Annotated in this window: 10 protein-coding genes and 1 pseudogene; 1 reads left to right on the top strand and 10 read right to left on the bottom strand. The window is 64.6% G+C overall.

What is annotated here, in order from left to right; genetic code table 11:
* Positions 1–68: 68 nt before the first annotated feature.
* The 3 genes from wecC to AC1DVS_RS12120 all read right to left on the bottom strand — a co-directional run bounded on the left by wecC (position 69) and on the right by AC1DVS_RS12120 (position 3,826).
* Positions 69–1,367, bottom strand: a complete 1,299-nt coding sequence (wecC, locus tag AC1DVS_RS12110; RefSeq protein WP_478023301.1) for a UDP-N-acetyl-D-mannosamine dehydrogenase — start codon at positions 1,365–1,367, stop codon at positions 69–71.
* On the bottom strand, positions 1,357–2,490 hold the full coding sequence (gene wecB, locus AC1DVS_RS12115; protein WP_478023302.1) for a non-hydrolyzing UDP-N-acetylglucosamine 2-epimerase: 1,134 nt from the start codon (positions 2,488–2,490) through the stop codon (positions 1,357–1,359). Before wecB ends, wecC begins: the two co-directional genes overlap by 11 nt.
* Before the next feature lie 76 nt (positions 2,491–2,566).
* Positions 2,567–3,826, bottom strand: coding sequence for a hypothetical protein (locus AC1DVS_RS12120; protein ID WP_478023304.1), 1,260 nt, complete (start codon positions 3,824–3,826; stop codon positions 2,567–2,569).
* 173 nt (positions 3,827–3,999) lie between these two features.
* Here AC1DVS_RS12120 and AC1DVS_RS12125 point away from each other — a divergent pair, with 173 nt between their 5' ends.
* Positions 4,000–4,986 (top strand): glycosyltransferase, encoded by a 987-nt coding sequence (locus tag AC1DVS_RS12125; RefSeq protein ID WP_478023306.1) that lies wholly within the window; start codon positions 4,000–4,002, stop codon positions 4,984–4,986.
* Positions 4,987–5,357: 371 nt separating this feature from the next.
* Here the strand turns inward: AC1DVS_RS12125 and AC1DVS_RS12130 are convergent, their stop codons facing one another.
* The 7 genes and pseudogenes from AC1DVS_RS12130 to AC1DVS_RS12160 form a co-directional block, all read right to left on the bottom strand.
* Positions 5,358–6,107: a HesA/MoeB/ThiF family protein gene (locus AC1DVS_RS12130; protein ID WP_478023308.1), complete on the bottom strand. Its 750-nt coding sequence runs from the start codon at positions 6,105–6,107 to the stop codon at positions 5,358–5,360.
* Positions 6,104–6,487 (bottom strand): hypothetical protein, encoded by a 384-nt coding sequence (locus AC1DVS_RS12135; protein WP_478023310.1) that lies wholly within the window; start codon positions 6,485–6,487, stop codon positions 6,104–6,106. Before AC1DVS_RS12135 ends, AC1DVS_RS12130 begins: the two co-directional genes overlap by 4 nt.
* Positions 6,487–6,933 (bottom strand): dUTP diphosphatase, encoded by a 447-nt coding sequence (gene dut, locus AC1DVS_RS12140; protein WP_478023312.1) that lies wholly within the window; start codon positions 6,931–6,933, stop codon positions 6,487–6,489. The genes AC1DVS_RS12135 and dut overlap by 1 nt, the downstream gene beginning before the upstream one ends.
* 101 nt (positions 6,934–7,034) lie before the next feature.
* Positions 7,035–8,210 (bottom strand): annotated as a pseudogene (coaBC, locus tag AC1DVS_RS12145) (bifunctional phosphopantothenoylcysteine decarboxylase/phosphopantothenate--cysteine ligase CoaBC).
* Between the two features lie 11 nt (positions 8,211–8,221).
* A complete protein-coding gene (locus tag AC1DVS_RS12150) occupies positions 8,222–9,340 on the bottom strand; it encodes a hypothetical protein (RefSeq protein WP_478023314.1) in 1,119 nt (372 codons plus the stop codon).
* 2 nt (positions 9,341–9,342) lie between these two features.
* Positions 9,343–10,878, bottom strand: coding sequence for a 2-polyprenylphenol 6-hydroxylase (ubiB, locus tag AC1DVS_RS12155; RefSeq protein ID WP_478023316.1), 1,536 nt, complete (start codon positions 10,876–10,878; stop codon positions 9,343–9,345).
* A gap of 10 nt (positions 10,879–10,888) precedes the next feature.
* Entirely contained in the window at positions 10,889–11,620 is a 732-nt protein-coding gene (locus tag AC1DVS_RS12160; RefSeq protein WP_478023318.1) for a class I SAM-dependent methyltransferase, read from the bottom strand.
* Positions 11,621–11,667: the final 47 nt, after the last annotated feature.

The following is an 11,667-nucleotide window of genomic DNA, read 5'->3' on the forward strand; positions in this document are numbered from 1 at the left end:
AAGTTCCGGTAATACCGGCTTTCGGCTAGGGGATAGCGATGCTCAAGTCCAGCATCGGCGAGGCGAGTTTAGCTGGCGAGCCGCAGCGGTTCGGCCCGAAGCGAGATGCCGGGCTGATCCGGCCAGATGCCGCGCGTGTCATAGACCATCTTGTCCGCGCGCTCGGCAAGCGACACCGATTTGAAGATGTCGTGATCGACCAGCACCACCATGATCGGGCAAATCTCGATCGCAGTGTCGATGTCGGTAAGGCGCGCGCCAGTGCCGTCGAAGGCTGCGGGCAGCGCTTTGGTAAAGGGCTCCACCACATGCAGCCGGTCGCCGAACCGCGCGGCGAGCGCGGCGGCGACCTTGAGCGCCGGGCTCTCCCGGAAATCGTCGATATTCGCCTTGAAGGCGAGGCCAAGGCAGGCGACAGGCATGCCGGGGCAAGCGGCGATCATCGCTGTAGCGCGCTCGATCACATAATCGATCTTGGCGTCATTCACCTCGCGCGCGGTGCGGATCAGCGGCGTATTCGCAGGATCGGCATGGACGAGGAACCAGGGATCGACGGCAATGCAATGCCCGCCCACGCCTGGTCCGGGCGAGAGGATATTGACGCGCGGGTGGCGGTTGGCGAGGCGGATCACTTCCCAGACATCGACCTGCATCGTGTCCGCGACCCGGCTGAGCTCATTCGCGAAGGCTATGTTGACATCGCGAAAGGCATTCTCGGTGAGCTTGGTCATCTCGGCGGCGCGCGATGTTGTGGTGACACAGGCGCCACGAACGAAGCGGCGATAAAAGGCCTGTGCCTTTCGCGCACACCTTGAGGTGATACCGCCGACGACGCGGTCATTGTCGATCAGCTCCAAAAGGATGCGACCGGGCAGAACCCGTTCCGGGCAATAGGCGATCGCGATGTCCGGGCGCCCGCTGGTCTTGCCGGGTATCTTCAGGTCGGGGCGGAGCTGCGCGAGGAGGTCGCGGATCGTTTCGGTCGTGCCGACAGGGGAGGTGGATTCGAGGATCACCACATCGCCCGCCTTCAACACCGTCGCGACGGCAGTCGCAGCGCGCAGCACATAGCTGATATCGGGCGCGTGATCCTCGAGGAAAGGGGTCGGCACCGCGATGATGAAGACGTCCGCGGGCGCAACCACGGTCGCGGCGCGCAGCGATCCGCTTGCCACGACGTTGGAGACCAGGTCGTCGAGGCCGGTTTCCTCGATATGGATTTTGCCCGCGTTGACTGTCTCGACCACCGACGGATTCACATCGACGCCAAGGACAGTGGCGCCGGTCCGCGCGATCACGGCGGCGGTCGGAAGCCCGATATAGCCGAGGCCGATGATGACGACTTTGAGGTCTTGATCAGAAACCATCGGCGACGATCCTCGCGATACGTTGTGACGCATGGCCATCCCCGAAGGGATTATGAGCGCGAGCCATCGCCGAATAGGCTTGGTTGTCATTCAAGAGGGTTAATATTTCGGTAACGATACGATCTTTGTCAGTGCCGATCAGCTTCGCGGTACCTGCGACCACGCCTTCAGGACGTTCGGTTGTCTCGCGCATCACCAGCACGGGCTTGCCGAGGGCGGGGGCTTCCTCCTGGACGCCGCCGGAATCGGTGAGCGCAATCTCGCACATGCCCAGTGCGCGGACGAAATGCGGATAATCGAGCGGGTCGATCCTGGCGATGTTCGGCTGATCGCCAAGCAAGGCATCCATCACCGACACGACATTGGGGTTGGGGTGGACCGGGAAGAGAATGGCGGTGTCAGGACGTTCGGCGATCCGCCCCAGGGCGCGGGCGATATCGGCCATGCCGTCGCCGAAATTCTCGCGGCGATGGGTCGTGACCAGGATGATCCGCTTGCCGGCGAAGCGTTCGGCGATCGGATCGAGGCCGGCAGCGAGCGACGGATCTTCGGCGAGCCGTTCCCGCGTCGCATAAAGCGCGTCGATCACTGTGTTGCCGGTTACATGAATCGTTGCGGGAGCGATATTCTCCCGCCTCAGCGCCTCGGCTGCGGTTTCGGTGGGCGCGAAATGCTGGTCCGCGATCGGCGCGACGATGCGACGGTTCACCTCTTCGGGCCAGGGCTGGTAGATATTGCCGGAGCGCAAGCCCGCCTCGACATGGCTGACCGGGACCTTGCGATAATAAGCGGCGAGAGCGCCTACCATGGCGGTCGCGGTGTCGCCCTGGACGATGACGCGGTCCGGTTTCTCCGCGTCAAGCACATCGCCAAGGCCGGTCAGAAGCCGCGCGGTCAGGCGGTCGAGGCTCTGGCCCGGCTCCATGATATCCAGGTCGATATCCGGTGTGAGCCCGGCAATCTCCAACACCTGATCGAGCAGCCCGCGATGCTGTGCCGTCACGCAGGTGCGAACATCGATGCCGGACGTCGCGCGCAGCGCGGCGACGACCGGGAACAATTTGATCGCCTCGGGCCGGGTGCCGAACACGATCAGCACCTTGCTGCCTCTATCAACCCCCATGTCTCTCCCATCCGAAACCTACGCCGCTGTTACGGCAGCGCGCCAGTTATTGCCTAATTCTGCGACAAATATGCGATTAGCCAGTAGGCGCTACCCAGTTCAAATAATGCGCGAGCGACAGGTACCCGCACAACGCCCCTGCGGCCAGCCGTGCCGCCGCCCAGCGGGACGGCGTGAAATAGGGTTGCACCGCAAACAAGGCGAACGGGAAGGCAGCCATCAGATAACGCGACGAAAAAAGATGAGCGATCGCAGCTGCGGTCGAGGTCATACCCAGCGTAAGCAGCACCATCAGGATGAAGATCCGGTCGTCACGGCGCGCCAGGATGTTGACGGCGGACGCCACGATCACGCTCGCTCCGCCGCCGACCAGAACGACTGAAAGGGTGAGCTGGAAAAGGTGCGCGAGCGTGGGCGGCAGATGCACAGCAACGCCTGCCGCCACAGTCGCCGGCAAGCCGCCGAACGGCAAGACCGCGAGCCCGACGACCAACCCGGCGACAAGCGACCATTTCCATTTCGTCATGAAATAGGCGGGGGCCAGGATCAGGATGAGCGCTGACAGATAAGCAGAGGCAAGCGCACCATGGGCGAGATCGACGCCACCAACCCATGCGACACGGGGTGCGACAAGGCCGCCCCAGAGTAGGAAGACGGGAAGCGGAACTGCACAGGACAGTAAAGCCGCCAGCAAGGCCGGCCAGCGGAATCGTGGCTCGAATGCTGCGATCAGCAGGAAACTGCCGGCTGCGGGCAGATAAGGTTGCCGCCCCAGGATCGCTATGCCGAAACAGATTCCAGCGACCGCGAAGCCGAGCCATATACGGATCCGCGATTCCGCTTTGCCGGACATCGCCCAGGCCGAGGCCGCGAGCGAGAAGCTCGCAAAGGCGAATGCCGGCATTTCGGTGAACGCCATGCCTGCGCTCACCCAGATGATCGGCAGCGCCAGCACCATGGCGGCGCGCGCCAGGGGATCGGTCAGCCGCCATCGCCCCATCGCATAGGCGATCGCGCCGCTTGCCGTCGCCAGCAGGACGAGATTGGGAATGCGCACCGCCCGAGGCTGCAGTCCGGTAAGTGGGGACAATAGCCATTGCAGGGTCGGGTAAAGCGGGCCGGCGGGGGTGTTCAGCGGTGCGAGCAGGAATTCGCAGAAGCTGGCGCCTCTGGTGAGAAGCCACGCGCCCTCGATATAATAGCGCTCGTCATTGAGATATCGGCCAGGCGACCTTGCGACCAGGGCGATCAGCGCGAGGAAAGCGAGCGCGGCGACGACGAGAATGGGCTTGCGGCGAACGGCGCGGAACCAGGGCCCTTCGATAGTCTCGCTCACCTTGCCCCCTGGGTTCCGTCGATAGAGCCGGCACTAGCCAAGGGCGGAAGCGATGGCCAGCCAATAGGCGCCCGTTCGTGCATCTCGGCTTGAGCCGTCTTTTGTTTGCCATTGCGCGGTGTCGGTCGCTCGTCCATTCATCTAAGCGAGCATCGGCAGGATCGGGATGAAGAGTGCGTCAGTCGACCTCTGATGGCCAACAGACCCCGAAGCCGCTCCTGATCATTACGCCGGTCTATGATGACTGGGAATCTTTCGGTCATTTGCTGCGCAATATCGAAGCTGCCCTGCCGGCGGATCAATATGACGTCGAGATCATGGCGGTGGATGATTGCTCGAACGCGCCGCCTGTCGTTCCGGTGCTCTCCGGCAGCATAGCGAGTGTGACGATACTCAGGCTGACGATGAATGTCGGCCACCAGCGGGCGATCGCAATCGGTCTCGTGCATGCCGATCGCGAAGCGGGCGCCGAAACCGTGGCGATCATGGATTCGGACGGCGAGGACGTTCCTGCCGAGCTGAAGCGCATGGTCGATACGGCAGCAGCCCGGCCCGGCACGGCGGTCGTCGCGCAGCGCTTCAAACGGTCGGAGACTCTTGGTTTCCGCTTCTTCTACTGGCTCTATGTCCAGATCTTCCGTGCACTGACCGGCAACCGGATCGATTTCGGCAATTTCTCGGTTTTGACGCGCGAACATGTCGGCCGGCTCGTCCACAATGCCAATATCTGGAACAACTTCGCAGCCACGCTGATCCAGGCGAAGATCCCGATCCACCGCGTCCCGACCGCACGTGGAGCGCGTTACGCCGGGCGGTCGCATATGAAGCTGGTCAGTCTCATCACGCACGGCCTCGGCGCAATATCGGTATTCATCGACACCGTCTTCGTCCGCATCCTGCTCGCGAGCGCTGGCATCTTCGCGCTCGCGATCCTGGCGGTAATCGTCGTGATCTGCATCCGGCTCTTCACTGATCTGGCGATACCTGGATGGGCGACCAACGCGCTCGGCTTCGCTGTCCTGCTGAGCGCGCAGGCAGTGATGCTGCCGATCATGATCGTCTTCCTCCAGCTCAGTAACCGATCGTTGCTCCAGAATATTCCCGGCGATCACGCGGCGCGGCTCGTCGAGCGCCGCTACGAGCTTTATCGGCGCGCCTGACATCCCGGCGGCCGGGCTTTTTCGCCATTGACCGCGCGATCTTGATTCAACGCCGATGCGGATTGCCGCATATGAGTCCGGACGCAAGACCGCCAGGCTCCGGTTTTCGCTCTTTGAAATGACCGTCAAGATAAGGAGACCCGAAGCTTCTTCGCGTCAAAAAATCCCCACTGTGGCGCGGAAATTCCCTGTTATCGCCGAAAATTTCCCTGTTATTCGAGCGTCGAAAAAGGCAAGTCATTGATATTACTGAACAACGGCTATCGAGCGCCGAGAAAAAAAGAAAAATTTCCCTGTTAATGCGGCCGGAACAGGGAATTTGGCGAAGCAGCTATAGGCTCAATGATCCTGAGGCTGCATGGCAATCGAAGTTAGCTGCAGTGCGGGCAGCCTGGGTCCTTCGGCAAAATGATCGTGCGGAAGCGGAAGGCGAGCGCGTCGACCAGCAACAGCTTGCCCGCGCTGTCTTCGCCGAAGCCGGTGACGGCGCGCATTGCCTCGAGCGCCGCAAGGCTTCCCATCACGCCGGTCATCGCGCCGAGCACGCCGGCTTCGGCGCAGCTCGTCTCGGCGCGGTCGGGATCAGTGCCGACGAAGCAGCGATAACAGGGCTTGTCCGGCTCCCAGCCCCGGAACAGGCCGAGCTGGCCCTCGAACTGCCCCGCCGCGGCGGAAACCAGCGGGATGCGTGCGGCCAGCGCTGCGTCGGCGACAGCGAGGCGTGTCGCGAAATTGTCGGTCCCGTCGAGCACGACCTGAGCGCCTGCGATGAGCGCACCGGCATTGCCGGCGTCGATCCGTTCCCGACGCGCTTCGACGGCCACGCCCGGATTAAGTCGGGCAACAGCTCGGCTAGCACCATCGACCTTGGCAGTGCCGATGTCTTCATCGCCGAACAACGTCTGGCGCTGCAGGTTCGACAGCTCGATCAGATCATGGTCGATCACGATCAGTCTCCCGATCCCGGCCGCGGCGAGATACTGGATCGCGGGCGAACCGATCCCGCCCGCGCCGATCACCGCGACGGTGGCGCTGCGCAGTTTCGTCTGGCCCGCACCGCCGACCTCTCTCAGCACGATGTGGCGAGCGTAGCGCTCAAGCTCTGCGTCAGTCAGGCTCATCCGCCCCAATCATAGACGATGGTCGCGCGGTACCATTGATCGGCGGCACCGGCACGCGGCGGCAGGTTGGCGCGCGCGAATTTGAGGACCAGCCCAACGCTATATTGCTCGACGGTCGGGCAGGCGATCGCATGGGGCACTGCGCGGCGGACCGAACCGTCCGCCGCGACCAATGTCGCGACATCGACCTTAACCAGATAATGGCCATCGGCTGGCCTGGGTACCGAACAGCGGCCGGCGGCGATCTCGTCCGCGACGAAGCGCGCCAGCGGCGGCGTCATCTGCGGCGCGGTCAGATACGGCAGCGGCGCGAGCGCCGACCAATCAGTCGGGACTGGCGATGCCGCTGCCGCAGCCTGCAAAAGCAAAAATGCCAGCATCAGCGCCCCGTGGATCCGAACCCCCCGCTCCCGCGAGTGGTATCCTCCAGCGTTTCGACTTCGTCCAGCACCGCGCGTTGGACCGGGGCCGGAACGAGTTGGGCGATCCGGTCTCCCCTGGCGATCGCGAACGGCGCCTGGCCGTGATTGATCAGGATCACCTGCACTTCGCCGCGATAATCGCTGTCGATCGTGCCCGGCGTGTTGAGGCAGGTGACGCCGTGCTTGAGCGCGAGCCCCGAGCGCGGCCGGACCTGGACCTCATAGCCGGCAGGGATCGCGATCGCGAAGCCGGTCGGTATGGCAGCCCGGGCGCCCGGTGCGAGTGTCGCGTCAACGGCCGAGACCACGTCCATACCAGCAGCGCCCTCCGTCGCATAAGCGGGCGGTGGCAAGCCTTCGCCATGGGGAAGGCGCTTAAGCAGGATTGTGATCGGGTTGGTCATTGTCTCTCACTATCGGGCGTCTGGGAGTTGTCGAGCAGAAGGCATCAGAAGCCAAGCGCTCTTCTTCTTTTGCCGGGAAAAGGAAAGGGCGGTGGCCGGGGTCAGGCGGGCAGGGCGGCGGCGATCCGGTCGGCCAGCCGCCGGGCAACCTCGCTCTTGGGCAGCCGTTCCCAGCTCTCGACGCCGTCCGCCGTAACGATATGCACGGCATTGGCCTCGCCCCCCATCACGTCGCCCGAGACGTCATTGGCGATAATCCAGTCCACGCTCTTGCGCAGCCGCTTGGCGCTGGCATGCTCGATCACCTTCTCGGTCTCGGCGGCGAAGCCGATCAGCAGCTTCGGCCGGTCCGGGCTCTTCGCCAGCCCGGCGAGGATGTCGGGATTCTCCACCAGGTGGAGGACAGGCGGGACCACGCCCTTTTTGAGCTTCTGGCCGGCACCTTCGACCCGCCAGTCCGCCACCGCCGCGACCATGACCGCAGCGTCGGCGGGCAGTGCCCGTTCCACCGCGCTCGCCATCTCCCGCGCGGTTTCCACATCGATCCGCGTGACGCCCGGTGGCGTGGCCAGCGTCACCGGGCCCGCCACCAACGTCACCCGCGCCCCGAGCTGCGCCAGCGCGGCGGCAATCGCAAAGCCCTGCCGGCCCGAAGAGCGGTTGGCGAGATAGCGCACCGGGTCGATCGGCTCATGCGTCGGCCCCGCCGTCACGAGGACATGCTTGCCAGCCAAAGTCATGGGTCAGGCTGAAAGCTGGTGGCGGATCGCGGCGAGAATCGCCTCCGGCTCGGGTAGGCGGCCGGGGCCGAATTCGCCACAGGCCATCGGCCCCTCGTCGGGCTCGAGGATCGTCACACCGTCCCCACGCAAGGTCGCGACGTTGCGCCGGGTTGCGGCATGCTGCCACATCCGCACATTCATCGCGGGCGCTGCGAGCACTGGCTTGTCGGTCGCGAGCAGCAGCGTCGTCGCGAGGTCGTCGCAAATCCCCGCCGCCATCTTCGCGAGCAGATCGGCGGTGGCCGGCGCGATGACGATGAGGTCGGCTTCGCGGCTGAGCTGGATATGCCCCATCTCGGCTTCGTCCTTGAGATCCCAGAGCGTGGTGAACACCTGGTTCTCGGATAGCGCCGCGAGCGTCATCGGCGTGACGAAATGCGCGCCCCCTGCTGTGAGCACACAGCGCACCTCGATCCCGGCCTTGCGGCACAGGCGGATCAGTTCGCATGCCTTATATGCTGCGATACCGCCGCCGACGATGAGCAGGATCTTCATCGGCTCAACCCCTATCTCGACACTCTGGTCACTATGATCCGCCGCTTGTCGAGCGCCGCCGTGACAAGGTCACGCAGGCCGTCCGGCACAAAGGCGAGGCCGATCAGGATCGTTGGCGCGACCATCAACCCCCAATAGAAGGTGTCGGTCCGCCCGAACAGAGAGAGCAACATCCCATAGCCGGCAAAGACCGCAAGCGCGCGCAAGGCCAGCGCATCGTTCCACACCGACCAGCCGAACAGAGCGAGGCCGAGCAGCAGGGCGGCAAGCCATTGCGGCGCGAGGTTCAGCGCAGTCGAAAGAGTCATTGTCTTCACGAAGAAGCCAAAGCCGAGCATCCCGGCCCAGCCCGGCGAAGCGGGATCGATCGGGCGCACCACCTGCGCCACGGCATGCGCATGGAAGGCAATAACGATAGCGAAGACAGCGATGGTCGCGAACCAGCCGATCGCCTCGCGCCGGTGCCCCCCGGCAAGGGCGAGCACCGCCATGATGCCGACATAGAGCGCCGCGGTCTCGCGGATCAGCATTGCCATCATCCCGACCGCGACGGCTTCGATCCAGCGTTCGGGCCGGCGCAGCGCCAGCGACAAGGCGATCAGCAGCCCGGCCCAGACCTCATGGAAGCTCGCCAGCTCGGGTTGGACGAAGGCAACCATGCCTCCAGCGAGCAATGCCAAAGCGATCAGGATGGGCGGCGGGCGGGCCAGCGCCGGACGCAGCCGAACGAACCAGGCGAGCATGACGCCGACTGCGAGGGCATAGAGCAGCGCAACCGTCACCTCATGCGGCAGCGCAGCCTGCAACAGGGCGAGCGTCGGCAGGCGAAAGGTAACGAAGGGCTTGAGCGGATAATTGCCGGTGCGCAGCGCCTCAGCGGTGACCGCATAATATTCGCCGCCACCTCGCACGCCTGCGACGATCGATTCATAGAGGACCACATCGGCTTCGTCATCGGCGCGTTGGGCGGGGTCGTGGCTGACCGGAGGTGGGCCCGGGCTGGCAAGCGCGGTCAGGCTGACGGCGAGCAGGATGGCAAGCAGGGCAAGTGCCCAACAGGCGGCGGGCCGTTTCAGCGTGGCGAACCGGCTCGGCGTGGTTAGCCAGAAGGGGGCGAGGGGGCGCGCCAATTCTATCCCAATACTAGCCAGGTGGCAGCCAGCGTCACCAGCGCCGTCACCGCCGCGACCGCGACATAGCGCCAGCCACCGCCGATCCTGACGATCTCGATTTCCTTCAGCGGCGGCGCAGGCGGCGCGCCGCCCGGGGCAGGATAGCGCAGCTCGATATTGCGGATCAGCTCCGGCAACCGGGCGAGGGTGCGCAGATCAGTGATGATCCGGTCCGCCACGGCCGCTTCCGGGCCAAGCTCGGTCCTGATCCACTCGCGCACGAACGGTGCGGCTGAATCCCAGAGGTTGATATCGGGGTCGAGGCTGGTCGCCACGCCCTCGACCATCACCATCGTCTTCTGCAGCAGCAACAGATGCGGCTGGGTCTGCATGTCGAAATCGCGGGTGATGTTGAACAGGCCGTCGAGCATCATGCCGATCGACATATCCTTGACTGCAAGCCCGCGCATCGGCTCGCCGACCGCCCTGAGAGCCGTCGCGAACTCGGCGACATTGTGATGCGCCGGCACATAGCCCGCCTCGAAATGGATCTCGGCGACGCGCTTATAATTGCCGGTGATCAGCCCGTAGAGGATCTCGGCCAGCCACACCCGTGCGCGACGGTCGATCCGGCCCATGATGCCGAAATCGATTGCCGCGATGCGCCCGTCGGGCAGCGCGAACAGGTTGCCCTGATGCATATCGGCATGGAAGAACCCCTCAGCGATTGCCTGACGCAGAAAGGCATGGACCAGAGTGTCGGCCAGTTTCGGCAGATCATGCCCTGCGGCAACCAGCGCCGCACGATCCGAGATCTTGATGCCGTCGACCCAGGCAATCGTCAGCGCCCGGGTGGTGGTCCGCTGCCAGTCGATCGCCGGGACGACATAATCGGGCTGCGCCGTCATCGCCTCGGCCAGCTCGGAGGCTGAGGCTGCCTCACGCCGCAGGTCGAGCTCGCGTGCAGTCCAGCGCTTGAACGTCTCGATGACGAGGCGCGGGCGCAGGCGCGAAAGCTCGCCGCCCATCGCCTCGATCTGGGCCGCTGCCCATTGATAAGTGTCGATCGCCCGCGCGAACTCCTCCTCGACCCCGGGACGCAGCACCTTGACCGCCACGTCGCGGCCATCGGTGGTGACTGCCCGGTGGACCTGCGCGATCGACGCGGCACCGACCGGCACCGGATCAATTAACGCGAACAGGTCCTCGGGCGGACGTCCGAATGCGCGTGTCATGGCGGCGTGGATGGTTTCATACGGCAGAGGCGGCAGCGCGTCCTGGAGGCGCATCAAGTCCTTTGCCGCAACCTCGCCGACAATGTCCGGTCTGGTCGCAAGCGTCTGGCCGAGCTTGATCGCCGCCGGGCCGATCGCCTGCAGTGCATCGGCATAGGCCGGCGTCTCTGGTATGCGGGCGCCAAACCGGGCGATGCGCGCGAGGCGCTTGATCCGTGGCGGCGTGTTCACATCCCGCTCGATGCCGCGGAGCGCGCCGTGGCGCGCGAGGATGCGGCCCCATTTCAGGAGCCGCCAGAGATGCACGGCGGGCGCGGTCATCGGAGCAGGCTCAAATCTTCCAGCCGCTATGGATCGCGACAAGGCCGCCAAGCATCGGTTCGACTCGCGACTGCACGAAGCCGGCCTCGCCAATCATCGCTTCGAACCGGGCCATGTCCGKGAAGCGGCGGATCGATTCGATCAGATAACGATAGCTGTCCGCGTCCTGCGCGAGCAGCTGGCCGAGCTTGGGCACCATCTTGTGTGAATAGGCATCGTAGATTTCGGCAAAGCCCGGCCACAGCGTCGTCGAGAATTCCAGGCAGAAGAACCGCCCGCCGCGCCTGAGCACCCGGTGCGCCTCGCGCAGGGCCTTGGGAATGTCGGTAACGTTCCGGATGCCGAAGGCAATGGTATAGGCATCGAAGAAGCGGTCGGGAAAAGCGAGCGTCTCGGCATTCGCCTCCGTCCAGACCAGCCCGTCGATGCCGCGCTTCTGTGCGCGTTCCATGCCGACTTCGAGCATCTGCGGGTTGATATCGGCCACCGTCACGGCGGCGCCCGATTTGGCCAGCCGGAACGCGATGTCCCCGGTGCCGCCCGCCATGTCGAGGATCTGCTCGCCCGCGCGCGGCTTCACCCGCCGGACGAAGCGGTCCTTCCACAAGCGGTGCATGCCGCCCGACATCGCGTCGTTCATGATGTCGTAGCGTGAGGCCACGCTCGAAAAGACGCCACCGACCCGGCGGGTCTTCTCGTCCGGAGCAACCTCTTCATAGCCGAAGGAAACAGTATCGTTCATGAGGGCGCTCTAGCCGAGGGCGCGGCCATAGCAAACCGTCCACGTCG

The organism is Sphingomonas sp. P3_C5, from assembly GCF_056402635.1.

Coding starts and splice junctions, on each gene's coding strand:
- wecC (WP_478023301.1), bottom strand. CDS start 1,367: ATGGTTTCTGATCAAGACCTCAAAGTCGTCATCATCGGCCTCGGCTAT.
- wecB (WP_478023302.1), bottom strand. CDS start 2,490: ATGGGGGTTGATAGAGGCAGCAAGGTGCTGATCGTGTTCGGCACCCGG.
- AC1DVS_RS12130 (WP_478023308.1), bottom strand. CDS start 6,107: ATGAGCCTGACTGACGCAGAGCTTGAGCGCTACGCTCGCCACATCGTG.
- AC1DVS_RS12135 (WP_478023310.1), bottom strand. CDS start 6,487: ATGCTGGCATTTTTGCTTTTGCAGGCTGCGGCAGCGGCATCGCCAGTC.
- dut (WP_478023312.1), bottom strand. CDS start 6,933: ATGACCAACCCGATCACAATCCTGCTTAAGCGCCTTCCCCATGGCGAA.
- ubiB (WP_478023316.1), bottom strand. CDS start 10,878: ATGACCGCGCCCGCCGTGCATCTCTGGCGGCTCCTGAAATGGGGCCGC.